18 protein-coding genes, 1 tRNA gene and 1 riboswitch are annotated in these 23,389 nt (G+C 60.8%); of the genes, 5 read left to right on the top strand and 14 right to left on the bottom strand.

Going from position 1 to position 23,389, the window contains the following annotated elements:
* The first annotated feature begins 32 nt into the window (after window positions 1–32).
* From EDD75_RS00625 to ytxC, 5 genes are all read left to right on the top strand, one after another.
* A tRNA-Trp gene (locus EDD75_RS00625) sits at window positions 33–108 on the top strand.
* A gap of 301 nt (window positions 109–409) precedes the next feature.
* Window positions 410–1,261, top strand: coding sequence for a LuxR C-terminal-related transcriptional regulator (locus tag EDD75_RS00630; RefSeq protein ID WP_245963012.1), 852 nt, complete (start codon window positions 410–412; stop codon window positions 1,259–1,261).
* Between the two features lie 1,080 nt (window positions 1,262–2,341).
* Entirely contained in the window at window positions 2,342–3,688 is a 1,347-nt protein-coding gene (locus EDD75_RS00635) for an S-layer homology domain-containing protein (protein WP_123926546.1), read from the top strand.
* A gap of 451 nt (window positions 3,689–4,139) precedes the next feature.
* On the top strand, window positions 4,140–5,381 hold the full coding sequence (locus tag EDD75_RS00640) for a S8 family peptidase (RefSeq protein ID WP_211328027.1): 1,242 nt from the start codon (window positions 4,140–4,142) through the stop codon (window positions 5,379–5,381).
* 482 nt (window positions 5,382–5,863) lie between these two features.
* Window positions 5,864–6,673: a sporulation protein YtxC gene (gene ytxC / locus EDD75_RS00645; protein ID WP_123926548.1), complete on the top strand. Its 810-nt coding sequence runs from the start codon at window positions 5,864–5,866 to the stop codon at window positions 6,671–6,673.
* Here ytxC and EDD75_RS00650 read toward each other — a convergent pair.
* The 14 genes from EDD75_RS00650 to EDD75_RS00715 all read right to left on the bottom strand — a co-directional run bounded on the left by EDD75_RS00650 (window position 6,666) and on the right by EDD75_RS00715 (window position 22,995).
* Entirely contained in the window at window positions 6,666–7,097 is a 432-nt protein-coding gene (locus tag EDD75_RS00650) for an ACT domain-containing protein (RefSeq protein WP_123926550.1), read from the bottom strand. The two genes, ytxC and EDD75_RS00650, sit on opposite strands and share 8 nt — an antisense overlap.
* Window positions 7,098–7,133: 36 nt before the next feature.
* Complete coding sequence (locus EDD75_RS00655; protein ID WP_123926552.1) at window positions 7,134–8,435, bottom strand: phenylacetate--CoA ligase family protein; 1,302 nt, start codon at window positions 8,433–8,435, stop codon at window positions 7,134–7,136.
* 19 nt (window positions 8,436–8,454) lie between these two features.
* Window positions 8,455–9,039, bottom strand: coding sequence for an indolepyruvate oxidoreductase subunit beta (locus EDD75_RS00660; RefSeq protein WP_123926554.1), 585 nt, complete (start codon window positions 9,037–9,039; stop codon window positions 8,455–8,457).
* Window positions 9,032–10,804 carry an indolepyruvate ferredoxin oxidoreductase subunit alpha gene (gene iorA, locus EDD75_RS00665; RefSeq protein WP_123926557.1) on the bottom strand — a complete coding sequence of 591 codons (1,773 nt, stop codon included), beginning with the start codon at window positions 10,802–10,804 and terminating at the stop codon, window positions 9,032–9,034. Before iorA ends, EDD75_RS00660 begins: the two co-directional genes overlap by 8 nt.
* On the bottom strand, window positions 10,801–12,033 hold the full coding sequence (locus EDD75_RS00670) for a phenylacetate--CoA ligase family protein (protein ID WP_484421915.1): 1,233 nt from the start codon (window positions 12,031–12,033) through the stop codon (window positions 10,801–10,803). The genes iorA and EDD75_RS00670 overlap by 4 nt, the downstream gene beginning before the upstream one ends.
* 307 nt (window positions 12,034–12,340) lie before the next feature.
* On the bottom strand, window positions 12,341–12,535 hold the full coding sequence (locus tag EDD75_RS00675; RefSeq protein WP_123926566.1) for a spore coat protein: 195 nt from the start codon (window positions 12,533–12,535) through the stop codon (window positions 12,341–12,343).
* Between the two features lie 6 nt (window positions 12,536–12,541).
* On the bottom strand, window positions 12,542–12,805 hold the full coding sequence (locus EDD75_RS00680; RefSeq protein ID WP_123926569.1) for a hypothetical protein: 264 nt from the start codon (window positions 12,803–12,805) through the stop codon (window positions 12,542–12,544).
* Between the two features lie 138 nt (window positions 12,806–12,943).
* Window positions 12,944–14,110 carry an outer membrane protein assembly factor BamB family protein gene (locus tag EDD75_RS00685; protein WP_123926573.1) on the bottom strand — a complete coding sequence of 389 codons (1,167 nt, stop codon included), beginning with the start codon at window positions 14,108–14,110 and terminating at the stop codon, window positions 12,944–12,946.
* The gene (locus tag EDD75_RS00690; protein ID WP_123926575.1) at window positions 14,107–14,745 is read right to left on the bottom strand and encodes an ECF transporter S component; all 639 of its coding nucleotides are present in this window, start codon (window positions 14,743–14,745) and stop codon (window positions 14,107–14,109) included. The genes EDD75_RS00685 and EDD75_RS00690 overlap by 4 nt, the downstream gene beginning before the upstream one ends.
* The gene (locus EDD75_RS00695) at window positions 14,742–16,424 is read right to left on the bottom strand and encodes an ABC transporter ATP-binding protein (protein WP_123926578.1); all 1,683 of its coding nucleotides are present in this window, start codon (window positions 16,422–16,424) and stop codon (window positions 14,742–14,744) included. Before EDD75_RS00695 ends, EDD75_RS00690 begins: the two co-directional genes overlap by 4 nt.
* A complete protein-coding gene (locus EDD75_RS00700) occupies window positions 16,397–17,326 on the bottom strand; it encodes an energy-coupling factor transporter transmembrane component T (RefSeq protein WP_123926580.1) in 930 nt (309 codons plus the stop codon). The genes EDD75_RS00695 and EDD75_RS00700 overlap by 28 nt, the downstream gene beginning before the upstream one ends.
* A gap of 99 nt (window positions 17,327–17,425) precedes the next feature.
* Window positions 17,426–18,148, bottom strand: coding sequence for a DUF4430 domain-containing protein (locus tag EDD75_RS00705; RefSeq protein ID WP_123926582.1), 723 nt, complete (start codon window positions 18,146–18,148; stop codon window positions 17,426–17,428).
* 468 nt (window positions 18,149–18,616) lie between these two features.
* Window positions 18,617–21,418: an S-layer homology domain-containing protein gene (locus tag EDD75_RS00710; protein ID WP_123926585.1), complete on the bottom strand. Its 2,802-nt coding sequence runs from the start codon at window positions 21,416–21,418 to the stop codon at window positions 18,617–18,619.
* Between the two features lie 17 nt (window positions 21,419–21,435).
* Window positions 21,436–22,995: an S-layer homology domain-containing protein gene (locus EDD75_RS00715; protein ID WP_123926588.1), complete on the bottom strand. Its 1,560-nt coding sequence runs from the start codon at window positions 22,993–22,995 to the stop codon at window positions 21,436–21,438.
* Between the two features lie 164 nt (window positions 22,996–23,159).
* A riboswitch (cobalamin riboswitch) is annotated at window positions 23,160–23,346 on the bottom strand.
* Window positions 23,347–23,389: the final 43 nt, after the last annotated feature.

Genomic DNA, 23,389 nt, shown 5'->3' on the forward strand with positions numbered 1-23,389 from the left:
AGGGCGCACATTATAATGTTGTTGGGTGCTGCGGGGGAGTAGCTCAATTGGTAGAGCAGCGGTCTCCAAAACCGAAGATTGTGGGTTCGAGTCCTGCCTCCCCCGCCAGAAAAAGCGAGAAACGGCGAGTTCCGGAACCGGGAAAACTCGCCGTTATTATTTTGCGCTCGGAGTTGCACTGAACAACGTTTGTGGCTCCGGGGATCCCACCGGTTGAAAACTCTCCCAGCCCGACCTAACTTCCTTCCGGCGGAAATTTTCGGCCAAACCTTGCAGGAAGCTGGAGCCATTTGGCGAATTGTTGATCAAACCAGCAGATAATAAACCATAAGCTCCGCAATTTACCCGGTATCAGTCGGATATAAGGTGTAGATACTTACTTCCCTTTGTCTCGGTGGGGGTGTGGTTGGTGGCGCCCTTTCCGCCCGAAAAAGGTGACTACAGCATCTATCTCTGCTCAGCGTCGTGGTTAGAAGCCTTGTACGCCCGCTGCCGCGCAGCAGGTGTGCCGTCTGAGCTGGTAAAACCCCGGTATATTTTGCCCCAAACCGCCCTCAATTCCCGCTGCAAAGCTAATCCGTCGCTTATCGCTTTAGCCGGCCGGGTCATCACCCCCGTCTGCTGTGCTGGCCCGCAAAGGCATTACATCTACATCCTCTGCGATCCGGAACTTGTGGCGCTCAAAATCTTCGCCGCGCCGGAAGTTTTGGCTGCCGCCGAAAGAGTTGGCGTCAAGCCCGGCACCATTTTCACCGAGGAAAGCTGCGGCACGAACGCCTTAGCACTGGCGCGGGAGCACCAGCGCCTCGTAGCCATCAGAGGCGAACAACATTACTGCAAGCTTTTCAAAGACTGGTGGTGCGTCGCCAGCCCGGTGAAGGATCCTGTCGGCAGAACCGTCGGCTACCTCGATATTTCAATGCACGCCGAGAAAGAGTTAGGTCTGGCCACGGCGCACTTGCAGACGTTGGTGGCCCGGATAGAGGACGGATTTCTCCAGGCGGAGCTTCGCGCCCGCCAGAGAAATGGTGCCGCTCCTGCGCCATCTCGACTGCCGCCGGAGGTGGCCGAAAAACTCACGCCGCGGGAACGGGAGATTCTTGAGCATTTAATTCTTGAGTTTACCAACCAGGAAATCGCCGCAAAGCTCTACTTGAGTCTGGAAACGGTCAAAAAACACCGCCGGAATATCTACCGTAAGTTAGGCGTTCAAGAGCCACGCGAATTTCTGCGCAGGCTTCGCAACCGTTCTCTTTATTAAAACCGACGCTCCTATACACTACGCCTCCACTAAGCTTATAGGCAAAAAGGCTATCTACCGCTGACCTGGTTTGTGGGTACCCACCAAGGGGTCATAAAAATACCCCCTAAGGGGTAATAGACACGCAAGGGTCGGCAGGCTATGCTGTGGTAAAAAGCGGGAGCAGGAAGTTTTAAGTGATGGTACCGGGGGAAAGTTTCGTTAAGGGATTTCGGCGAGAAGTTTCATAGCAGGAAGGTTAACTCTGGTAACGGATTTGAGAGTTGGGGAGGAACAGCGAATGTTAAAATCGTGCGGCCTGTTTCGGTGGGTACTATGTTTGCTCGTGCTTTCCCTAATGCTTCTGGTAACAACTAGTGGCGCATTTGCTCAGGATGTTAGCGTGCCGGGCGGTGCAACGGGAAGCTCCCTTGGCGGTTCAAAACGGAAGTCCAGTGACCCCTAACGCAACCAATGATGTTATTGCCCAGCCGTAAGATTGGTTTGCGAGCGCCGACATATACGCACCTACAACAGCAAAAACTAATACACTCGTTGATATATACGTTATAACGTACTCAACGCTGGGAGGGGTTTGGGCTTTCGAAGTTATTGACCTTAATGGAGTGAATGTATAGAGATTAAGTCAATATGGCGGTTTTCTGCTGTATCCGCAGCCTGTTTTGGGGTTGCGGATACGGTGGTATTATTCAAGTTGGTTTAAGGAACGAAGCTTTTATGTTAAAAAAACTAAGGCTGATTGGCTACTGGTTATATTCGTTATTTTATTCCCGTTGTCAGTTTATGTTAGTCTTAAGGCTATCCGGAGGCGATAGCTATGAGGATCCCCACTTGGGCCGGCTATACTGTATGCTGCCCCCATAGAAGACCAGACAAGCGGCAATGGTAAGTTATATCTAAGCGACAGCGGGAGCGTCAAAAAGCGCCCGGTACCCGGAGAAGCAGCAGCTTCTCGCTGCGGTCCCCAAAGGGGCGGCCTTTGCAGGCTGAATCATCTTCTGCAAGCGGGGGGGGTGGTTGGGCAGCCAAAATTTCGTTAAGAGAGCGTTCCCAAAAACTAAGCATTGGGGAGGTAAAAAAATGGTGCGACGGGTTTCTGTGGCATTGTTGCCGCTGCTGTTGGCGATCTTCCTGTGGGTGCCGGCGGCGCTGGCTGCTGGCCCGGTCTCGGCGGACGATTTGCTTTCCGTTCTGCCGCAGCCGCCGGCGGAGGGACAATTGGCAACGCGGGCTGATTTTGCGGCGATGCTGGTGGAGGCGGCCGCGATCCCGCAAAGCCAGGTGAAAGGCGAGGTGGCACAAGATGTGGCCCCTGACGCCTGGTACGCCGGAGCGGTGGCTACGCTGAAAGAAAAAGGCATTATGAGCGGCTATCCCGGCGGCACCTTGCAGCCGGAAAGACCGGTGACGCGCACCGAGGCGGTGGTCCTCGTGGCGCGGACCTTCGGCCTCTTCACCACCATCAGTGCCCCTGAGGCGGGTCCCCTGCCGCAGGGCCACTGGGCAGGTTCGCTTTACAACTGGATGTATAGCCAGGGAATCGCCCCGGCAGCAGCCGCGCCGGAGGAAAGGCTCACCGTTGCTGAGGCGGCGGCTTTCCTGAGCCGGGTCTTCGGCAGCGACCCGGAGGCGTCAGCAATCGTTGAGAAAAGTGCGGCGGCTATGGCCAAGGTGACCGCCTTTCGGGGCAAAACGACCATGGATATCGCCACGCGGCTGCGCCCCGGCGTTAACCTTGAAGTGGGATCGGCACACATAGAGGCTACCACTACCTTCCAGGCACCGGGGAATATAGCGTCAACGAGCCGGCTTGATACGGTGATAGAAGGCAAGCCGGTGTCGCTATCCAGTGACTTTTATGTGGTTGACGGCAACGTCTACTTCGGCCTTACCGATCTGCAGACGGGGAAGAAGGTCTGGCAGCGGTTCCCGCAGGAGTTCGGGCAGGCATTCACCGAGGCCATGGCGAACACGCGCAACCAGGTTTTGCCGCCGGAGCTGAGACCTTACCTCCACTACCAGTTGCTCGGGACGACAAAAGTCGGCAACCGGGAGGTTTACGAGATCGGGGCCTACGGCCGGGTGGACGACCCCGCCCTCTTCCTGAAGGCACTGGGCAAGGGCGGCGAGGGGCTGCAGAAAATGATGCCGACGGCCGACTTTTTCCCGGCCATCTCCTACTGGGGGCGGCTCTACATCGGCAAGGAGGACCTTCTCCTCTACGGCGGCGACCTCAAAACGGTAGCCGTGTATAAAGAGACGATGGGCGGACAGCCGAACCCGCTGGAGGCGATCGAGACGGTGATGCACCTCACGGATTACGCGTACGGCGGCGGGATAACGGTGGTCTTGCCGCCGGAGGCGGCGAACGCGCCGGAGGTCACGCTGCCCCCGGCAGGGGAAGGAAACGCACCGGAGCAAAAGTAGAATGACGTAAAAAAGCGCAGGCTCCGGTCTGGAAAAGACCGGAGCCTGACGGTTCTGAGATATCCCTGATCAAAGAAAGGGGGACAGTTAGCTTAAATTTCGAGAATTACTCTCTTGACAGAAGGGTTGTGCTGTAAGAAGTACTCATCGGTGGGGGAGGCACTGCCCCCGCCGGGGGAGAAAGATTTTAGGTAAATATGGCAGGAAAATTTCCGGCCGGCAGCGAAGCATCAGGGTAAGAATTTGGCTGTTCCTCCATATTTAGGATTTAGGTTGGCTTATCCTGCCGGTGGGGGTTCGTTTATCCCCCTGACCGGCTTCAGCCGGCAACGTTTCTTCAGCTCGGAAAACGCGGTAAAGGGGGGATGAAAGCAGCGCGCTGTTTGAAGAGCCGGGGGCAGGGGTGGCTGTTTTACGTCTGTTTTTTATTTTTCAGGGGAGGTGGTTTTGAATGCGATTCTTGCGTAACTGCCTTGTTCTGGGTTTGATTTTAAGTCTCGTTGCGTTTACGGGACCCGCCTTGGCGATGGTTGCTAAACCGCTGGCGGGTGCGGGGGACGGAGCGTGCGCGCCGGACCGGGTGCTGGTGAAGTTTAAGGAGGGTGTGGACAAGGCTGCGAAAGGCCGGGTGCACGCGAAGCACGGCGGCCGGGTGGTCGGGGAGATTCCGGCGTTAGGCGTGCAGGTGGTGGCGGTGCCTGCGGGTTCGGTTAACGAGAAGGTAAAGGCTTACAAGGCTGAGAGCGCGGTCGACTATGCCGAGCCGGATTATGTGGCCACCGCTGTTGGCATTCCCAATGACCCGTACTTCGGCCAGCAGTGGGCGTTAAATAACATTGGCCAGACCGGAGGTACGCCCGACGCGGATATCGATGCTCCGGAGGCTTGGGATGTGGTGCCGGGATCGCCGGTGGTAAAAATTGCCATTCTCGATACCGGCATCGATCAGGATCACGAGGAGTTAGCGGCGAAGATCGTGGCCAACGCGAATTTCAGCACTAGCACGACGGTTGACGACCTGTTCGGGCACGGCACCCACTGCGCCGGCATCGCGGCCGCCGCCGCCGATAACGGGCTCGGTGTAGCGGGCGTGGCTTACGGGTGCGGCCTGATGAACGTGAAGGTGCTGGACGATACGGGGAACGGCTATTACAGCGGAATCGCCGCTGGGATTGTCTGGGCGGCGGACAACGGCGCAAAAGTCATCAGCATGAGTTTCGGCGGTACGCTGCCTTCTATTACTCTGCGAAATGCGGTGAATTACGCTTGGCGCAAGGGGGTGGTGCTGGTGGCCGCGGCGGGCAATAATAACACGGCTAAGCCACTCTACCCTGCCTATTACGCGAACTGTATCGCCGTCGCCGCTACGGACGCGAATGACCAGAAGGCTTCCTTCTCTAATTACGGTAAGTGGGTTGATGTGGCGGCGCCCGGGGTAGACATTCTTTCCACCCTGCCCAACCATGCCAGCGCTATTGGCAGCTATTTCGGGGTGGCCGATTACGGGTTGCTGAGCGGAACCTCGATGGCTACCCCGCACGTAGCAGGTGTAGCGGCGCTTGTCTGGAGTACGCCGTACGGGACCAGCAACCTTGCGGTGCGGACGCGCGTTGAGAGCACGGCGGATAAGATCCCGGGAACGGGCCTTTACTGGGCTTACGGACGGGTAAACGCGGCCCAGGCGGTATGGTAGAGAGCCCGGGCGGTATAGTAGGGAATCCCCCATGCCGCTTAATAGCGGCACCACGAAGGATGAAAAATGGTATTTTCGGGGTAGTCGTTCACGACGATTAATCGTCGCCACCGGGGATGAAAATTAATTGCTTGTGCATTAATCTTCTATAAACGTTGAACGTTGAACGCTGAAGGGACCCCAAAGGTCTGTCAGTATAAGGTTGAACGTCCATTTTTAAGGTAGTGAGCCATCCTTTATCCCTCTTGGTGGTTGAGATTGTGACATTTCTTATCTGCCAGAGGGAGGGATGGCTCTCCTGCTTAAAGCCCCACCAATTTTACACCATCATAATGGACCCAACTGCGACTGGCGGATTCCTACTTTAAAGATTCGCCCCCTGGCGCATAACTTTTGTTCTCGGGAAGTACTCCTGTACCGGTGGCTATTTTTTGTTCTGGACGCATAGATTGCGGCGTAAATCTCGGGAGTTGGGGTAAGGAGTGGAAATCGTCTTCTGTATAACCCGCAGTTTCCGGCGGGATTTCTTGGGCGTCTTACGAAGCGAAGTGAGACTGCTCCGGCGGGAGCGATTGCGCTGCCGCCTTGGGGAGGCCGGTAGCGGTATCTTCCGGCTTAAGGTACTCTTCCAGAACCAGAATGACGAGCGCTATCTCCGCTTGCGGCTTGCTCGCGTGGTAGGAGATTTCCTGTCCCGGTACCTTTTAGAAAGCCGGACAGCGGGGCTCTTACGTCACCGGGGCTATAGCGGGTCCAGAATAGCTGAAGTAGTTAAGCAGCGGCTTGAGCAAGAGCAGGCGCTTCTGTCCCCCGTGGCGGCGGCTGTGGGGCAAGTGGTGCGCGAGTACATAAAAGAAGCGAACTGGGTCGATTTGCAGGGCCTTTTACACTTTCGGCTCCGGCAAATCGACCCTTTGGTCAACCAGATCGTCTGGCAGGTAGCCGACGATATACTTTTCGAAGAAGAGTGGCGGGAATTTATTTCTTATTTGCGCTCCTTCCGGCGCCGTCGCCTTAATGGTAACCGTTCCGTTCACTGTTTAAATACCGCAGCCGGCGGCTTCCTTTTGTGCGACGGGCGCGGCCGGGCGCTCAAAACGATACCGGTACCTCCTTCTGACGCTTGGGATCACGAAGACCTGCTCATCGGGTCGCTACTGGAGATGGGGGCCGTGAAGGTCACTTTTCACCGGTATACGCCTTCGCTACCGGCGACAAAAATTATGCACGCGGTTTTCCGCGTCCGCCTTTGTTCTGGGTGCCGGTTTTGCCGTGGTAAACGATCTAAATAGCGTAAACTTCTTCCGGTTCCGGAACCTTAAAGCCAGCCTTGGTTAAAGCCGCTATGGCCCTGGCCGTGTCATTTACTTTGAGGAGCACCAGCGCCTGGTTCGCGCACTGGGCGACAAAGGCGTAAAGGTACTCGATGTTGATGCCGGCGGCTTCCAGAGCGCTTAAGGCAGGAGCCAGGCCGCCCGGCCGGTCGGGAACGGCTACGGCGAGAACTTCGGTAGCCGAAACGGTGAAGCCGCCTTCCTTTAAGGCCTGGTAGGCTTTATCGGGTTGGTCGACGATGAGGCGTAAGATGCCAAAGTCGGAAGTGTCGGCAATGGCCAGTGCCCGGATGTTGATGCCTTTTTCCGCCAGGAGCCGGGTGACGGCAGCGAGCCGGCCGCTCTTGTTTTCGAGAAAGACGGATACCTGCTTGACAGCCATCTTGCATCCCTCCGTTTTTATTGTGGTTGCATCCGGTTACTTTAAGAGGTCGCGCTTATCCCAGACACGTTTAGCCTTGCCTTCGCTGCGTTGGATGGTTTTGGGCTCCACGAGTTTTACCTTAACCGAAATCCCGAGCACGCTTTCAATCTCGTCGTGGATGCGCCGTTCGAGTTCTTCAAGCCCTTTTACCTCGTCACGGAAGAGGGCTTCGGAAACCTCAACCCAGACTTCGAGGGTGTCGAGGGACTTTTCCCGGTCCACCACGAGCAGGTAGTGCGGCTCGGTCTGGCCGATAGAGAGGAGGACGCTTTCGATCTGGGTCGGGAAGACATTGACACCGCGGATGATGAGCATGTCATCGGTGCGCCCGGTGACGCGGGCCATCCGGATATGCGTTCGCCCGCAGGGACAGGGTTCGTCGATGAGCCGGGAAATGTCGCGGGTGCGGTAGCGGATGACCGGGAAGCCCTGCTTGGTGATCGTGGTAAAGACAAGCTCTCCCTGCTCTCCCGGCGGCAGGACCTTTCCGGTTGCGGGGTCGATGATTTCGGGGATAAAGTGGTCTTCGCAGATATGAAGGCCGTTCTTGCAGAGGCATTCGCTGGCTACACCGGGGCCGATGATTTCGCTTAAACCGTAAATGTCGATGGCGTCTATTTTAAGTTTTTCCTCGATTTCCCGCCGCATGTTCTCCGACCAGGGTTCGGCACCGAAAAGACCGGCCCGGAGCCGGAGGCTTTCCCGCGGGATACCGCTCTCCCGAAGGACTTCGGCGATGTAGAGGGCGTAGGAGGGGGTGCAGCAAAGTACGGTGGTGCCGAAATCCTGCATCAGCATGATCTGGCGCTTGGTATTACCGCCGGAGATCGGGATCACCGTGGCCCCGAGCTTCTCCGCGCCGTAATGGAGCCCGAGGCCGCCGGTGAAGAGACCGTAACCGTAAGCCACCTGCACCACGTCGTCAGGAGTAGTGTTAACGGAGCCAAGGGTACGAGCTACAACCTCTGCCCACGTAGCGATGTCTTCGCGGGTATAACCAACTACGGTTGGTTTTCCTGTGGTTCCGGAAGAGGCGTGAATGCGAACGATTTCCTTCAAGGGCGCGGCAAAAAGACCGAAGGGATAGTTGTTACGCAGGTCGTCCTTGAAGGTGAAGGGTAGGCGGGCGAGATCATCGAGCGACTTGATGTCTCCCGGTTCAAGCCCGATGGCTTTAAATTTTTCCCGGTAAAACGGCACCTTCTCGTACGCGCGGCGGACTGTTTCTTTGAGCCGCTGCAGCTGGAGCTCGCGGAGTTGCTCGCGGGGCATCGTTTCGACTGCGGGGTTCCACATAGCGTAATACCTCCATACGTTAGAGCTTTTCGGCGATTGCAAAGCCGCGGGCGAAGGCCCGGCGGTTGATGTCCAAGTAGCGTGCGGGAACAACTGCCGCTAGCGCTTCTTCCCAAACGGGGTAAGAAAACGGGAGCCGGTGGGCCAGGGCGCCGAGTAGTACAACGTTCGCGGCGCGCGGGTTCCCGCACGCGGCAGCTTCTGCCAGGGCGTCGAGGCAAATGAGGTTGAAGCGGGCAGCGATCTGCGCTTCAACCGCTTCGGGGTATTTTTGTTTGCCCAATAGTACCGGTAGCGGTTCGATAACCTGGTTGTTAAGAATAACGGTACCGCCGGATTTGAGAAACCCGAGGTTTCTTAGGGCTTCGAGTTTTTCAAACGCCAACAGCAGATCGGCTGTTCCCGGATCGATAACCGGGGAATAGACGCGGGGGCCAAACCGGACGTGGGTGATGACGCTGCCACCCCGCTGGGCCATCCCGTGGATTTCTGATGTTTTTACGTCAAGGCCAGCCAGGACGGCCACCTGGCCGATAACCTTTCCGGCGAGAATGATGCCCTGGCCGCCAACGCCGGCAATCAAAATGCTGGTGACCTCAGCCAACTTGCCCGTCCCCCTTTCCGATGGCACCGTAAGGACATACCTGAGCGCAGAGGCTGCAGCCGATGCAGAGGTGCGGGTTGACGGCTACCCGGCCTGCGGGCAAAGAGAGCGCTGGGCAGCCGAGCTGCAAACAGCGCTTACAGCCCCGACAGGCATCAGGTCGCACCGGCACCGGAGCAGGTGCTGGACGGGATAGGAGGACACACGGGCGACTGGCCACCACCACTACCGGGGCGCGCGCTTTTAACGCCCGCTGGATCGCCTTTTTGGTGGCGGCGAGGTCGAGCGGGTCCACCACCTTAACCCGGGTAACGCCAACGGCGCGGGCCAGTTTCGCGAAATCCAGGGCTTTAGTCGGCTCGCCCCGTGCCGTCTGTCCGGTGCCGGGATGGTCCTGGTGGCCGGTCATCGCCGTGGTCCGGTTATCGGCGATGATTACGGTACCCACTCCCTGGTTATAGACGATGTCGATCAGGCCGGTGATGCCGGAGTGAACGAAGGTGGAGTCGCCAATCACCGCTACCGTTCGCGCGGCGCTATCTGGTCTGGCTTTGCTCATCCCGTGGGCCATGCCGATGCCGGCCCCCATGCAGATGCAGGTGTCCATGGCCGCGAGGGGAGGTAGGCTGCCTAAGGTGTAGCAGCCGATATCGCCCATCACGTTGAGTTTGAGGCTTTTCAGAACGTAGAAAAGCCCCCGGTGCGGGCAACCCGGGCAAAGGACCGGCGGGCGTAAGGGCAGAGCCGGTGGTTCGGGAGTGGGGGCCGGAGGGGGCGCGTACTCCCGGGCAACGGTCGCAAAGGCGGCATCCTGATAGAGAGCCTGCGCTACTAAGGCAGGGGAGAGTTCGCCCGTCCGGGGAAGGAGCGCCTTGCCGCGGACCGGAATACCAGCGGCGGCGACTTGCTCTTCGAGGAACGGTTCAAGCTCCTCGACTACGTACAGGTTTTTCACTCGCGCCGCAAACGTGCGAACCAGGGTTAGCGGTAAAGGGTAACTCAACCCTAACTTCAACACGGAGGCCCAGGGAAAAGCTTCTTTGACGTAGCAATAGGCGACACCGCTGGTGATAATGCCGACGCGCGGATCCCCAGGTTCGATCCGGTTGATGGGGGTATTGGCGGCGAATTCCCGGAGTTTTTCCCGGCGTTCTTCGACCGTTGCGTGGCGCAGGCGGGCATTGGCCGGGACCATCACGTATTTAACGAAATCTTTTTGGTAAGGCTTGAGGGGTGGGATAAGCGGGTCTTCTTTCCGCACCATGCTTTTCGAATGCGCGACGCGGGTAGTTGTGCGCAGCATTACGGGCGTATCAAAGGTTTCGCTTATCTCAAAAGCTAGCCGGACGAAATCCTTAGCCTCTTGGCTGTCGGCCGGTTCAAGAAGGGGTATCTGGGCGAAGCGGGCGTAGAAGCGGTTATCCTGCTCGTTCTGGGAGCTGTGCATTCCGGGGTCATCGGCGGAGACGAGCACCAGACCCGCGTTAACTCCGGTGTAGGCGAGAGTGAGGAGCGGGTCGGCAGCTACGTTTACGCCGACGTGCTTCATGGCGACCAGCGCCCGCGCGCCGCCAAGAGAGGCGCCAATCGCTACCTCAAGCGCCACTTTTTCGTTGGGTGCCCACTCGGCGTAGATGTCGGGGTAGTGGCGGGCAATATTTTCGAGGATTTCGGTGCTTGGCGTTCCGGGATAGGCTACCGCCACCCGGACCCCTGCCTCGTACGCGCCCCGGGCGAGTGCTTCGTTGCCGCTTAAAAGTTTCATTTGGCAGCCTCCTTGCGCCGGTCGATCACCCGCCGGGCTTTTCCTGTTGTTCGTTCCAAAGAGCCGAACTCAACCAGCTTGACCCGCGGCGTGAGGGAAAGGGTGGCCTGCAGCCGGTTGCGAAGCTGCTCTTCGAGGGAGGCCAGATCCTCGTAGCGGTCGGAAAAGCCTTCGGGGGAAAGTTCTACCTGAACCTCGATTTCATCCAGGTAGCCCTTTTTATCTACAATGATCAGGTAATGAGGAGCGAGGCCCGGGGTGCTGGTGATCACCTCTTCTATCTGGGAGGGGAAAACGTTAACTCCCCTAATGATCAGCATGTCGTCGCTCCGCCCCGTCACCCGCTCCATCCGGATGGTTGTCCGGCCGCAGGGGCACGGCTCGAACATGAGGCGGGAGATATCCCGTGTCCGGTAGCGGATAACCGGAAAGGCTTCTTTGGTTAGCGTGGTGAAGACCAACTCGCCCCGCTCCCCCGGCGGTAAGGGCCGGCCCGTCTCCGGGTCGATCACCTCCACCAGGAAGTGGTCTTCGTTGATGTGCAGCCCTCTTTTCTCCTCGCATTCGCCGGCCACGCCGGGACCGATTACTTCGCTTAAGCCGTAGTTATCAAAGGCTTTTATCCCCCAGGCGGCTTCGATTTCGGCGCGCATTCCCTCCGACCAGGGTTCGGCACCGAAAAGACCCCGGCGCACCCTCAAATCCCGGCGCGGGTCGACCCCCAGCGACCGGGCAACCTCGGCCATGTACAAGGCGTAAGAAGGCGTGCCGACGATGACGGTAGTCCCAAAATCCTGCATCAGACGGATGTGACGTTCCGTGTTGCCGGCTGCAGCGGGCACAACCGTAACCCCGGCGCGTTCCAGGCCGTAATGCAGCCCGAAGCCCCCGGTGAAGAGACCGTAAGAGAAGCAAACCTGGGCTATATCGCCGCGTCTGACGCCGGCCATAGTCACAATGCGGGCAATGAGCCCCGCCCAGGTGCGCAGGTCCTTCTTTGTGTAGCCTACGACGGTAGGCTTCCCCGTGGTGCCGGAGGAGGCGTGGATACGGATAACGCGGTCGAGCGGTACGGCGAAGAGCCCGAAGGGGTAATTTTGCCGCAGGTCGTCTTTAGTGGTAAAAGGGAGGCGGGCAAGGTCGTCGAGGGATCTGATATCCTCCGGCCGGACGCCGGCTTCCTCCATGCAGCGCCGGTAGTAAGGGACTTTCTCGTAAACCCGGGCCACCTGTTCCTTTAACCGCGCAAGCTGGAGTCGCTGCAGTTCCTCACGGGAAAGCGTTTCGTATTTGCGGTCCCAGATGATACGGCATCATCTCCGTGCGGTTTGTTAGTCATTAGGAAAAGCAAATCTGTTAACGAGTTGGCTTAATTATACCACAAAAGGTTTTTGGAGGCGTAGAGGAGAAACTCCAGGTCGGTATGGCGCACGGAGGGCAATGGTGCGAGATAGAAAGCCTGCTTGGAGCGGAGCGGCAGGGGGATTGGGGCGAAGGCCGGTAACAGGCGTAGGATGCTCCGGGTGCGCGCGCGATTTAAGGGCGGTCCCCTTTTCTCAAAATGAGGTTAGCGAATTTCTCTTGGGACCTGGCGGCGCTTTGAGCCAGGGTTCCGATGAGTTTACGGAGGTCGGGGTCTAGAATCTCGGTGACGACCAAAGTGTAAGCGATAGCGGCCATCCGGCAGTCTTTTTCGTAGTCTTGGAGCATGTCCATGTCGGAAAACTTCACGGGCGTTCACTCCAAAGTCATGGCTTCGTAGTATTGCTGAAGGCTACGAGCGCCTTCGCGGAGGAGCTTGGCCTCTTCTTCGAAGGCCGTGCGTACCTCGGCATCCACAGCGTTACCGGCAAAAAACTCGCATTTCCGGGCGGCAACCTGTGTCTCGGCGATGAGTTTCGTCAGGTAGGCGCCTTCCCTGATCCGCTGGATGGTTGTGGGGTCAAACTCGCGGAGTTGCGGCTTTTTTTCGTTGAGAATGCGGAAAAGTTTTAGCAACATCCTTTCCAGCCCCCTTTTGGTTCTGGCAATAGTTATTTTGCTCCGGTTGAGCTGCGTTATAACCGGGGGCCGGGATTTTCTGCCCGCCTTTTTAAAGAAATATTGTAAGGTTGCGGCGTAACAGTAAAACGGGGGGACCTATTTCGGGGGACCCAATTTCAGGAGCAGGATCGCGCTGCCGCCCTCTTTCGCGCCCCTCCGTCCGGCCAGGACGTAGCCGCCGTCTTTTGTCTGGAAAATGCTGTAGGCACTGCTGCAGCCGGTACCGGGTAGCGTCTTTTCCCATTGGTGCGCGCCGTTTTTATCTGTTTTGGCGACCAGAATCGCGTAACTTCCCGGCGGTGATTCCGTTTTGCCCGCTATGAGGTAGCCGCCGTCTCGGGTCCGGCAGACGGCGTAAGCGGCGCTGGACCCTGCGCCGTACGTCTTTTCCCAGAGCATTCTGCCGTGGCGGTCCAGTTTTATAAGGTAGGCCGCCAGCCGGCTGCCATTCTTTCCGGCCACCTCCTGCTCGCCTGTGACTACGTAACCGTCGTCCGTCCGCAGCAGTGACCAGCCGTAAACCAAGCTTTCGCCGTAGCTTTTCTGCCAGCGTAGCTTCCCGTCCCGGTCAGTCCGCAGCAGGTAGATCCTGGTGCCGGACGCGCCGAACGATTCGGTACTGCCGGCAATAAGACAGCCATTCGGGAGCAGCGCCAGGGCGTAGCCGCAGTCGGACCCCTTGCCGCCGTAAGTCTTTTCCCAACGCTTCGCCCCGGTAGCATCCAGGCGCAGCAGGTAGACGTCATAGAGGCCGTGGCCGAAAGATTCGGTGCCGCCGGCGATAAGGAAGCCGCCGTCTTCGGTTTCTACCACCGACCAGCCGTAATCACACCGCCGGCCGCCGAAGGTCCGCTCCCAGACCGGTGCGCCGTTTTCTCCCACCCGGACGACGTAGAGGTCGTGGTCCCACCCGGATTTAGCCTTCGTTTCGCCAACGGCGATGAAGCCACCGCGGGCGGGCTGCACGCAGTAGCCGCAACTGTAGCCATAACCCCGGAACCTTTTCAACCAGAGCAGGTTCCCGTCCCGGTCGGTCCGCGCGATAAAAAGATCGGTGTCCGCTGCCCCGGCGGCGATCCAGCCGGTCAGGATGCAGCCGCCGTCTGGGGTAGGCGCCGCAAAACGCGCTTCCCCCGGGCCGAAGGTCCGGGACCACACGACCGTGGGCGGCTGGGCGGCCACCCGTAGCCGTTCCGTCCGGAGGAAGCCGCCGGCCACGGCGAGAAGAAGGAGGGCCAAAAGCGCTAGCCACCACTTTTTCATCTTTTACCTCCCGAAAGCTCCGCGACATACTGCACCGCCATCCTTTTCCGGAAACGGCGCAGGATCCTGAGCGTCTGGCCGCCGAGGGCGGCGCAAAAGAGGAGGTTACCGAGCGCCCGCAGCGAGTCGAAGCCGGCGCCGGCCGCCCAGGTGAGCAGGTAGCTCTTCAGGGTCAGGGGCCGGACGAAGACGCTCCACTGCCAGATATCCATAAGGGCGCCGTAAAGGTAGCCCCAGAAGAAGCAGAGGAGGGTCAGCGTCCTGTTTCCGGCGCGGGGGAAGACCGCGCTCAGGATGCCGCCGGAGAGGCCGACGAGCGCCCAGCAGAGCATCTGCCAGGGGGTCCAGGGGCCCTGGCCCATAAAAAAGTTGGAAATCAAAGGGGTCAACGCGCCGACGAGGAAGCCGCTCCGGGCCCCGAAGACAAAACCGGTTAGCGCCACCAAAAACATCGTCGGCTGCAAGAAGAGCAGCCCGATGCCGGTCACGGCCCGGCCGGTGGCGCAGAGGGCGGACATAACCGCCAGGACGGCGACCTGCCGGGAGTCAAATCCCTTTTTCCCTGCCCCCAACAAAAGTAGGCCGGCGGCGAGGATGCCGGTAAGCGTGGTGTAAAGGGCCCAGTTGTCCGTCATCTCTCTTCCTCCAAACACGCGCCAGCCAAAAGGGGCAAGAGCCTCTCCTGTGCCTCGGCGGGGGTCAGCACCCCGTCGCAAATCCCCCGGCAGAGCCGGGCGGTCTGCGGCGCGTAAAAGAAGGACTGACCCAGCACCGCGTGCTTTTCGCCGTCGGCGACCACCCGGCCCTCGGCCAGCAGAACGATCCGGGTGGCGAATTCGGCCGCGAACTCCACGTCGTGGGTCACTACCACCACCGCTTTGCCCGCGGCAGCCTCCTGGCGCAAAAAGTCGCCCAATTTGGCCTTTAGGTGCAGGTCGAGCCCCCTGGTCGGCTCGTCGAGGAGGATGAGGCGGGGCCGGGTCACCAGCACCGCGGCCAACGCCACTCGCTGCCGCTCCCCGCCGCTTAGGTCCCGGGGGTTGCGGCGGCGGTGCTGCTGGAGCTCCAGCCTTTCTATCACCGCCGCCACGGCCGCCTCGCTCTCCAGCCCTAAGTTTTTGGCGGTGAAACGCACTTCCTCTTCTACGGTGTCTTGAAAAAGGTAGTCGTTCGGGTTTTGCGTGAGGTAGGCCACAAACCGCATGATCTCTTTGTAGCCGTCACGGCGCAGCTCCCGGCCCAAAACGTTGATCCTACCCCGGCCCGGCGCAAGCAGCCCAGCCATACACCGGAGCAGGGTGGTCTTGCCCGCGCCGGTTTCGCCGAGGAGGGCGATGAATTCCCCGGCGTCCACCGTCAGGTTTACCCCTTTCAGGGCTTCCCGCCCCTCCGGGTAGGTGAACCATACGTTTTTCAGGTGCACGACGCTTTCCCGGTCGCGCAGTCCTGCGGGCTGCGGTTTGGGGGCGTGATTCCCCACCGGTTTTGCGCCGGCAAGGCGGGTGCGTAAAAGGCGGCGCCCTTCCTTCACCGTCACCGGGACCGGGCTGAAGGCGAGGCCGGCGAAGAGCCTGGCCACCGGCGGCAGGAAGGGCAACCCCTCTTTCGCCGCTTCCCGGGCCGCTTCGGCCGGCGTGCCGGCGCAGGCGATTTCCCCTGCCACCATAATCAGAACCCGGTCGGCAAGATGGTAGCACCGCTCCAACCGCTGCTCGATTAGGATTACCGTGAGGCCCATCTCCTCGTTGAGCCGCTTGACGAGGTTCAGGATCTCCTCCGCCGCCACCGGGTCGAGCTGTGAGGTGGGCTCGTCGAGGATGAGCACGTTGGGCTGCATCGCCAGCACGGCGGCGAGCGCCAACTTCTGCTTCTGCCCGCCGGAGAGGGTGGGGGTAAAGGCTTCCCGCAGCGAGGTCAGGTTCATAAACCCGCACACCTCCGCGATCCGGCGCGCCATCTCTTCGCGGGGGAGGCCTAAGTTCTCCAGGCCGAAGGCGATCTCCGCCTCTACCTGGGTCTGGATGATCTGTTGCTCCGGGTCCTGGAAGACGATGCCGACCTCCCGCGCTAGCTTGCGCCGGTCGAGATTCTTTAGCGGCGTGCCGCGGAAGAGCACCCGTCCCGCTATCCGCCCCCCGTAAAAGTCGGGGATCAGCCCGGCCAGCACCCTGGCCAGCGAGGACTTACCCGAACCGGAGCCGCCCGTGACCAAGAGAAACTCGCCCGCTTCGATCGCGAAGTTGAGCTCCTTCAAAGCCGGTTTTTCGCGCTCCGGGTACCAGTAGCTCAGATTTTCGAGCGTAAAAAGCGGCAACGCTTCCACCCCGCACTCAGAATAAGCGGCACCGAAAGATAAAGGAGGACGACGCCGAGCACGCCGAGGGTCGCCCCGTCTTTAATCAGGTAATCCGCCTCTGGGTAAAAGGTAAACCGGCCGTAGCCGGACCGCCAGCCCCAGCAGGCGGCAAGCAAGGCCAAGAGGCTCCCGCCGGTGCAGAGGGTGTCCCTGGGCCGGAAGGTGTTCCGGCGGTAAACCGAGCGCCGGCCGCTGCCGAAGGCCCGCGCCTGCATCGATTCGGCGACCGCCAGCGCGTCTTCGAGGGAGGAGAGGAGGAGGATGTTGTAAAGGCAGGCGTAACCCTTCACCTTTTGCCGCAGCCCGCCCGCCTCTATGTCAACGCCGCGCAGCCGCAGGACCGCGGCGGTCCGCTGCAGGTTTTGGGCCATCGCGGGCAGCAGGCGGGTGGCCAAGGTGATAAGTAGGACCGACCGGCCGGCGATTCCGGAAAAAAGGTTGAGGAGCCGGTCCGGGTTGAGCACCAGATTGTAAAGGCAGAAGATGCTCAGCATCACCAGGAGCCGGAGACCTGCGACAGCACCAAAATAGAGGGCCTCCAGGGAAACGTCGAGCCTGCCCCAATAAGGCACCTGCGGGCCGTGCCAGATGATCGTCTTGCCGGCTCGGATCACTAAGGGATTGACGGTCATGATCACCAGCATCAGAAAGACGCCGGCCCGCAAAAAACCTTCCCAGGCCCGCACGCCGTCCGCTTCCCTGATCAAAAGCGCCAGGAGGAGGAACAGAGCCAGGAGGTAGAGCGGGTTGGCGAAGACCAGGGCCAGGATGAGCAGCACCGTAAGGTAAACCAAGACCGTGGCCGGGTGGAGGCTCTGGAGGAAAAGTCCTTTATCCCGGTAAAAAAGCTCTGTAAACATCTCCTGCTCCTTTGCAGGTATTTTACCTGCTTATTGCTTGCGTTGGCGGCTATTTTCGCCCGTTTTGCTGCGGCCTGAACGCGCGTATGGGCCGCCCCTTTACTTCTGCCCGGCTAAATCCTCCCACCGGGGCGGTGGCTGGCTCATACTCCGGCTGTACCACCAGATCACCCGGTCGCCCGTCTTCACCGGGTGCTTGTCGGCCATATGCATTGGGACCTCGCCGTTGACGGCGTACATCCAGCCGGTCATGCCGCTGTTGGCCTGGCCGGCGATCGCGTCCACAAAATCGGGCCAGGTCGGTTTCATCGCGTAAGGCAGGCCGGTGGCGTCAAGCGCTCCTAGCGCCGTAACCCCCCAGCGGTTATCCGGCTTTACCGTCACCGTCGCGGGGCCGAAGAGGAGTTCCCCGTTTTTACCGACCACCGCTACTCCCACCCGGCAGCCAACCGGCGCCGCCGGAGGCGCCGGAGCCTTCTCCGGCGGGGATGGTTCGCCTTCGTTTTGGGCGGGACTGTCCGGCGCAGCGGTTTTAGAGAGAGGCGCCGGCGTGCCGGTGGTGCTTTGGCCGGTTTGCTTACCTGTGTTTGCCGCCTGGCCCGCCGCTGGGGCGGCCTTTTGGGTCTGCCCGGCGCCTTCTTCCGGGCTACGGGCGGCCGGAGCCTGGGCTACGCGCTCTGTGGGCGCCTTTGCCGGCGGGTGGGGCGGCAGGACCTTGTGCAGGTAAAAGGCCGGCCCGAGCGCGCCGAGCAGGATCACGGTTGCGGCGATAAGATAAGTGAAAACCCGCCGCGTAAAAACCCCTCCTTCGGAAATGACCAATTATCGCCAACGCCGGCGGCTGGGTCAGCCTGTTTCGCTCCCGCTCACACGTTCACCGCGCGGACCAAACTTAACGCTCCTCCTCGCGCTCCGGCAGGCACCGGGCAAACACGGCGTCCGTGCCGTGGTTGCCCTCTGCGGCCGTCCGTGGCCGCAGACCCGCCTCCGCTGCTCGTCGTCGCTTAGTTTGGTTGCCGCGCGTCTCAAGTGTTCGCTGGGAAGCTGAAACAGGTGCCGCCGCCTTCTTAAGCCGCAACTCATTTTCAAATTTTCGCTCGTGCGGGGCCTTCGGCCCGCATGAGCCACTCCCCAGAATAGATTCAGACTGATACGGATAGCCCGGTCTGCTCGACGTTTATAAAAGACCGAATTGGCACGTAATCGCTACACGCGACCCTTTAAGGTTTCAGCGGCGGCAACCCGGTAGGGGCGGCGGCTTAGCCGCCGCCCTGCAGGTTAACCGGCATCCTATTCAGAGGGTTGGTGTAATCGCTGGTGGAGCCGGTAAAGAACCGTTGCCGCCTCGGCCCGGGTGGCCTTACCTTGCGGCGCGAACCGGGCGTTCGCCCGCCCGGTCAGCAGCCCCTCGCGGGCCGACAGGGCGACAGCGGTCCGCGCCCAGGAAGAGATGCCGGCGGCGTCACCGAAGCGGGCGAGAAGCGCCGGGACTTCTTCCGTGCCGGGCTGCGCCGCCATCTTCTTTAGCGTTAAGAAGCGGGCGAGCATGGCCGCCATCTGCTCCCTGGTGATGGGTTTGCCGGGACCGAAGGCGCTATCGCTGAGGCCAGCAACCAGACCCGCCTCCACCGCGGCACCTACCATGCCGCGGTACCAGGCAGCGGCCGGTACGTCGGCGAAGCGGGCCGCGCCTGCGGGGGCAGGTGCCAGTCCCGCCAGCCGGGCGAGGAGCACCGTGAACTCAGCCCGGGTGAGCGCCCTTTCCGGGGCAAAGTGGTCTTTGTCCACCCCGGCAACGAGGTCCCGGTTGGCGAGGAAGGCGATCTGCTTTCCGGCCCAGTGGTTCTTAACATCAACAAAGGTTTTGGCTACCGTATCTTCCACGAGGGCGTACTTGCTGAGGTGTTCGGTCCGGAAGTAAATACACTTCCCGGCCGGATCGTAGACGCCGCCGATTTTCTCCCAGCTTTTCTTCGCGTCGTTGTAATAGGCGGCCTGGAGGCACCCGTCTGCTGCTGCTTCGCTTGCGGCTTCGGGCACGGGCAAGGTGAGATAACAAGCAGGGGAAGAGGAAAGGGGTTTCGTTTTCCCCTGATTATCGGTAGCCAGGAGGGCTAAGTCGTAAACCGCGCCGACCAGCTTCTCTGCTGCCGGCAGCGCGGCAGCAAGAGACTGGGTTTCTGCTGGGGAAAGCTCCTGCGCCTGGATTTGGAGGCGCGCCGCGGCCGCTACTTCGCCCGCTACGGCTTTAAGCGCCTGGGGGGGAAGCAGGAGGGCTACCTTCTGGATGCTCACCGCGAGCGGCTTCGCCGCCGCTGCTACTTTGGCGAACTGGTCGGGGGTAAGGGTGAGCGTGTTTTCGCCGCTGCCGGCGGCAAGTTCGGTCCGGCCGGTAGCGGTGGCCTTCGCCAGCGCCGCATCCACCGCGCTGTCATTCACCGGGGCCGGGAGGTTCGGACCCTGGTAGCTCCCGCCTCCGGTGCGGGCGAGCAGCTCTTCCCACTTGGGCGGCTGCTGCTCCATGCTCTTGCTGTAGTACCAGATCACCCGGTCGCCGTCTTTCAGGCTGTATTTTTCCGGCCCCACCGCCGGGATCTGCCCGTTGACGGCGTACATCCAGCCGGCCATCCCGCTGTTGGCCTGGCCGGCGATGGCGTCTACGAGAATCCCCCAGGCCCAGTCCGAGGTGTGGTAGGAAAGACCGGAGGCGTCCAAAAGCCCGAGCGGTGTCAGCCCCCACTTGTTGCCCGGCGTGACTGCGACGTAGGCCGGACCGAAGAGGAGTTCGCCGTTCATCCCGACGACCGCTAGGCCGGGGGTGATCACGGCGGGGGCGCCGCCGCTGACCGGGATCTTCACGGTAACGGTAGCGCTAGCGGTCAGACCCCCGTAAACGGCGCTCACGGTGGTGGCGCCGGCTGCGCGGGCGGTGACGCGGCCCTTGTAAACGCTATTATCCACGGTAGCGATGGCGGTATCGCGCACCGACCAGGCGGCGTAAGCGGTTACGTCGTGCTGGCCGTAGGTGTCCTGCCAGACGGCCTTGAGGTCTTTCGTTTCGTTTTGATTGAGCGTGAGGCTGTTAGGGTCGGTGAAGAACCGCCATACAGTCGGCTTAATGCCAAGGCTGTTTAGTGCGCTGAGCGCCCAGGTAGCGTCCATCGCGTTTTTCGAACTGCCCAAGGTGCCGTCGGGGTTGACGGCGCTGCTCATTAAGTAGTCAACCGGGCTTTTACCGGCGCTACTCTGCCAGCTCGCGGGATCAACACCGAGCGCCTTGGCCGTGAGGATCGCCTCGCAGGTGTCGACGAGCGGGTCGTCCATCCCGGCAACGAAGCTCCCGTCATCCATTTGCTGCTGGCGCAGCCACGTCAGGCCGTTGGAGATCGCGGTCTGGACTGAGGAATCGCTTCCGGCGGGGTCCAGGAAGTGGAGCGCCCTTACCGCTTCGGCCGTGGTCATAAAATCGGGGTAGTAAGTGCCACTCCACGTGCAGCCCCAACTGTAGGCGCCGTAAACGACGCTTTCCGCCGTGGTGTTCTGCGTCCCTAAGATGTAGCTTTCCGCGTAGGCCGCGTCCACGACCCCGATCTTGCCCGCCAGGCCTAAAAGGTCGAAGGCAGGCATATTACTGAAGATACTCCACTCTCCCAGATCAAAGCCGTAGACGCTGTTAACGCTCTGCCGGTCTTTTAACACGCCGGCCAACTGGTCCGCCCAATCCGCGCGCCCTAACGCCTGCGCGGCCGCCAGATCCTGCGCTAAAAGCTTAGCCGAGAGGTTCCCGGGCGCCTGGAGGTCACTGTAAACGGCGTTGTAGACCGCGTCCGGCAGGCTGGTTCCGTTATAGACCCAGCCGCTCACGTCCACCCCGGCCTGCTTTAGGACGGAAAAGGCGTGGGCGCCCACGCTGTATTCGCTATTCTTGAACCCGTTTTGCTGGTAGTCGTTGTAAAGGAACTGCACCGCGCTGTCGGCCGGTGCGGTCGCCGCGCTTGCCTGGACGCCGCCGCAGGGCAGCAGCAGGTTCACCAACAGCAAAAGGGTTAACAAAAGGCAGAGCTTCCGCCCCGCTTTTCGCTTTATAGGCATCGCTATCCCTCCAAATTTCACGTTTTATCTCCTAATAATGCCGCTAGGCGGCTTAAAAGAACGGCTGCCTCCGCCCTGGTAACGGACTTAGTGAACCGGAAGCTCCCGTCGGGGTAGCCGGAAATCAGACCCGCGCCGCAGGCCGCCCCGACCGCCTCCCGCGCCCAGGCCGGGATCGCCGCCGCATCGGTGAAGGTGAGCGGCTGCGGGTTGAGCGCGCCGCCTTTCTTCGCGCACAGCCGTGCCGCTAAGACGGCCATCTCCCCGCGGCTTACCGGTCTTGCTCCGGCGAAGCAGAAACTGCCGGAGCAGGGGTAACCCGCCATTAGTCCTTCCCGCAAGACCACCGCTACCGCTTCCTGCGCCCAGGCGGGGATCTGGGCGGCGCCCCGGAATTTAGTCCGCAGGCGCTCTAAATCGGCAACCGTAGCCGGTGCCGGTTGCCACAAGCGCACCAGCATGGCGGCTACCTGGCAGCGGGTCACCGGTGCCGCCGGCCGGAAGGTTCCGTCGGGGTAGCCCGCAACGATGCCTGCGGCGGCCAGGCGGCCGATGGCCGCCGCGGCCCAGTGGCCCCGCAAATCGTTAAAGGATTGAGGGCCCGGCGTTTGGGTGCCGCCCTGCGTCCCGGCCGGCGGCGCGGCCGCGCTTTGCAGCGCCAGCGAGGCCCAGAGTACCCAGGTGGCGTCCATCGCGTTACCTGAGGTGCCCAGGCTGCCGTCGGGGTTCAGCGCCTTTTCCGTCAGGTAATCAACCGGGCTCTTCCCGGCGCTGCTCCGCCAGCTCGCGGGATCAATACCGAGCGTCTTGAGCGTCACGATCGCTTCGCAGGTGTCGATCACCGGGTCGTCCATCCCGGCGACGAAGCTCCCGTCGGGCTTTTGCTGCCGCCGCAGCCATTCTATGCCGTGGTAAATCGCTGCCTGTACCGTGGCGTCGTTCTTGCCGGAGTCCAAATAGTGGAGCGCCCGCACCGCTTCCGCCGTCGCCATAAAGTCGGCGTAGAACCCTGCACCGTCAGCGGAACCCCAGCTTCCGCAGGGCGGCGCGTCCGGTTCACGGTACTGGCTTTCTAAAATGTAGCGTTTTGCCGCCCCGGCATCCACTTGGGCGATCAGCCCGGTCCGCGCCAGGATCTCGCAAGCGGGCATGTTGCTATAAATGCTCAGCGGGCCGCTCTCCCCGAAGCCCTGGCCGGTCTGCCTCTCTTTGATCGCCTGCAGGAGCCGGTCCACCAAGTCTTCCCGCCCCAGCGCCCAGGCCGCTGCCAGGTCCTGGGCGAGGGTCTTCGCCCGTGCCGCCTGCGCCCGCGCCAGATCCTGCTCGATGCCGTTCAGCACCGCTGCCGTGAGTGTCACGCCGTTATGCCGCCAGCCGCTCACGTCCACGCCGGCTTGCTTCAAAATGTAAAAAGCGTAGGCCCCTACGCCGGCGTCGGCATTCCGGAAGCCGTTTTGCCGGTACTCGTTGGCGAGAAAGCGCACCGCCTGGGCGGTGGGGAGCGAAGGGAGTGCTTCGGCGCCGTTTGCCCCGGGCGCTAACCCGATCAGGAGCGTAAAAAGACAGGTAACCGCCAAAAAGGCAGCGCAATACCCCTTCCACGGGCCGTTTCTCACGTTCCATACCACCTTTAACTGCGAGAGTTTAAAGGAAATAGAGTGCATCACCCGAAAGGAACATTGGGGCTAAGGCAGGATGCTGCCGGAGACAAAGAAACCACCTCCCTATCCGCGTAGGTTGGGTTGGTCTGGCGAAACGGGCAGGTCTCCTGGCTCGGGCTCACCGCCGCCGCACGCCTTCCCGGGTTCAAGCCCAGTGGCCTTTTGTGCGGCGGCTCCCCCTCACAGTGGCGGGACCGCGCCGGATTTGCACCGGCTTCCCTTTTAACCTTTACCGTCCGGTAAAGGACCCGTTCCGGCGGTTGCCTTTTTTGGCCATAATATTACCATACCGTTTGGGGGCTGTCCATCG

It is taken from the genome of Thermodesulfitimonas autotrophica, from assembly GCF_003815015.1.
Taxonomy (GTDB): Bacteria; Bacillota; Desulfotomaculia; order Desulfotomaculales; family Ammonificaceae; genus Thermodesulfitimonas; species Thermodesulfitimonas autotrophica.